Genomic DNA, 2,720 nt, shown 5'->3' with positions numbered 1-2,720 from the left:
GGGACGGCAAGGTCAGGAGCGGAGGGAGGGGCGGGAGGGGACGCCGGCGGCGACCGCGCGGCGGCGGGGCGCGGCGGAGCCGGTCCAGCAGGTGCCGCGGCGGGCGAGCAGCCGGTGCAGCCACAGTTCGGTGGAGACCAGTTCGGCGAGCCCGTCCAGCGGCACCGGTTCGCCGTCGGCGGCCGCGCGCAGGGCCTTGCGGACCACCCTGGCCTCGATCAGTCCGGCGTCGGCGAGGAGCGGGGCGTCGAAGAGGGCCATCAGGTGGGGCAGTGCGGCTCGCAGGCCGGTGCGGCCGGCGGTGGCGGTCGCGGTGTGGCTGGCGGCGCCCCAGCCGGGCGGCAGGTCGTGGATGCCGGCGCCGGCCAGCACCGAGCGCAGGATCGCGGCGCGGGCGCCGGGCTGGACGCGCAGCGATTCGGGCAGGTCGCGGCAGGCGCGGACCACCTGGTTGTCGAGGAAGGGGGCGTGCAGGCGCTGGCTGCGGATCTCGGCGGCCTGCTCCAGGACGCGGTGGTCGGCGGCGTACCGGGCGAGTGCGGCCCGGGCGCGGGCCTCCCCCGGGCGCTGGACGGAGCTAGGCCGGGTCGCCGCCTGCTGAAGGCGAACCGATACTTCTGCCAGCGCCTCGCCGGTGAGCCAGCGGGCCGCCGGCCCGGGTCTGGCCCAGGCGAGCGCGGCCAGTGAGGCGTCCAGCGGGCCGCCGACGGCGCCGGGGTCGCGGCCTGCCTCCAGCAGCTTGCCGGCGGCGGACTCCAGACCGGTCCGGTAGGGGGTGCGGGCGAGCCGGCGGGCCGCCCGGTAGACGGTGAGCGGGACGAGCAGGGCCCCGGCGTTCGGGCCGCTGGCCTTGGCCAGTGCGGTGACCGGGCGGATCAGGTGGCGGCGCCGGCGGTCCATCAGCAGGTCGGCGAGGCGCGCGGGATGGGCGTCCAGGACCTGGCGGGCGCCGTGCCCGGTGAAGTGGTCGGCGCTGCCGGCGGCGAGGCGGCGGCGGTGGCGCTCGGCGGTGATCAGCGAGGCCCCCGGCTCGTCGGTCAGCGGCCCGTCCAGACCGGCGTAGGGCAGCGCCTCCTCGGCGGCGGCGACCACCACATGGTGCAGCCGGGGGTTCTCGGCGATGGCCCGGGCGCGTTCCAGTTCGGCCTCGCGGCCGCCGGTGGCCAGGTCGTTGAACGTGACGGCGAGGAGGCGTTCGCCCGCGCCGGGACCGGTGCCGGCGATGGTGCCGGGGATGCCGGGCAGCCCGGCCGCGAGCAGCGCGAGGGTGCCGGAGGCGCTGCCTCCGGAGAGGTCGGCGCCGATGCCGGGGGCCGGCGCCCCGCGGGCGGCGCGACGGTCGGCGGGCCCCATGCCGGGCACTGGCCCGGGGTCCGGCGGCAGGGTCTCGGGCGCGTGCCGGGGCGCGGTGAGCCGGGCGCGCACCGAGGCGACGAGCGCGTCGCGGACGGCGTCCACGGCCTGCGCCGGGTCGGCCTCGGGCACGGCGACGGCGAGCGAGGCGACCGGCTCGTATCCGGTGATCTCACGCGAACCCTCGCGCAGCACCAGCGCGTGCCCGGGCGGCACCCGCTTCACGCCCACATAGGGGGTGGAGTCGCGCAGCGCCTCGGGCGCCTCGGGGCAGGCCAGTTGGGCCATCAGGTGCCCGATGTCGAGCTGCGCCTCGATGAGGTCGGCGAGCGGCAGGGCGGCGGTGGCGTACGCGGTGCCGGCGGCCCACGGGGTGTGGAAGACGGGCCGCGCCCCGGCCAGGTCGCCGGCGACGATGATCCGGCGGCCCACCTGGGCGACCGCGGTGTAACTGCCGGCCCAGGCGGTGAGGTGGCGCATCGCTCCGCCGCGGGCGGCGAACAGCCCCACCCGCAGCTCCTCGTCGGAGGCGGCGCAGCAGCCGAGGACGGCGAGGCGGGTGAAGGGGTCGGTGCTGACCACGCGTACCTCGTCGGGACGCCAGTCGCCGACCGCCCACAGCGGGTCGGGGTCACCCCACAGGAGCTGCGCGCCGACCGGCTGCACGGTGCGGTGCTCCTCGTCGGCGAGGGAGCCGCCGGGCAGGGAGCCGCCGGAGGGGTGGCCGTCCGGGGCGCCGCCCACCGCTCCGGCCGTGCCGAACCGCGCGGCGAAACTGCTCCATCCCACCAGCCACCGCATCAGCCGCCTCCGCCCCCGCCTCCACAGGCTGTGGACAACCCGGCGCACGTGCCGGGAGTGCTGGGAGACATGCTGCCACGACAAGGCCGCGCGGGGGTCGCCGCGGGGCGCGCCCCGCCGAACGGGAACACGCCCCTGGCATGGGACGAACTCCGGACCTTCGTCTGTCCCGTGACGAGACGTGAGGCGACCACCCGTCGTCCGGGGCGGCGACCCGGGAGCTGTGGCCGGTGCACCGCGATTCCGCACCGGCGCTTCGCGCCCCGCCTTCCACGACGGAACAGAACGACGATTTTCGGCCAAATCCTCGCCGTGGGTCCGATCCCGCGAGACAGCAGGCACACCTCGCGTGGACGGTCGAGCGCCGGACGCCGGCGTGGCGAGCACTCGCCGAGCGGGCTGAGCTGGGAGTCGAGGGCTGAGGCCCCGGCTGTACCTCCTGGAGGCGGACGTGGGCGGTGTGCGGGACGACTGCTGGTGTCGGCGGCGCGCGGTGAGGGGATGAGGGCTGGGCGGGCAGGGGCCGTACGGCGACGAGCGGCGAAGGCCGCGAGAGGGCGGGGCCG

Annotated in this window: 1 protein-coding gene; it reads right to left on the bottom strand. The window is 77.8% G+C overall.

The features are described from left to right. Positions 1-12 precede the first annotated feature (12 nt). Positions 13-2,154 (bottom strand): asparagine synthase-related protein, encoded by a 2,142-nt coding sequence (locus tag C6N75_RS29210; protein WP_105871851.1) that lies wholly within the window; start codon positions 2,152-2,154, stop codon positions 13-15. Positions 2,155-2,720 lie beyond the last annotated feature (566 nt).

The organism is Streptomyces solincola, assembly GCF_002982015.1.
Taxonomy (GTDB): Bacteria; Actinomycetota; Actinomycetes; order Streptomycetales; family Streptomycetaceae; genus Streptomyces; species Streptomyces solincola.
This window is presented reverse-complemented; position numbering and strand designations above follow the sequence as displayed.

Bases quoted from the DNA above. Each gene is read 5' to 3' on its own strand.
- C6N75_RS29210 (WP_105871851.1), bottom strand. From the start codon at position 2,154: ATGCGGTGGCTGGTGGGATGGAGCAGTTTCGCCGCGCGGTTCGGCACG.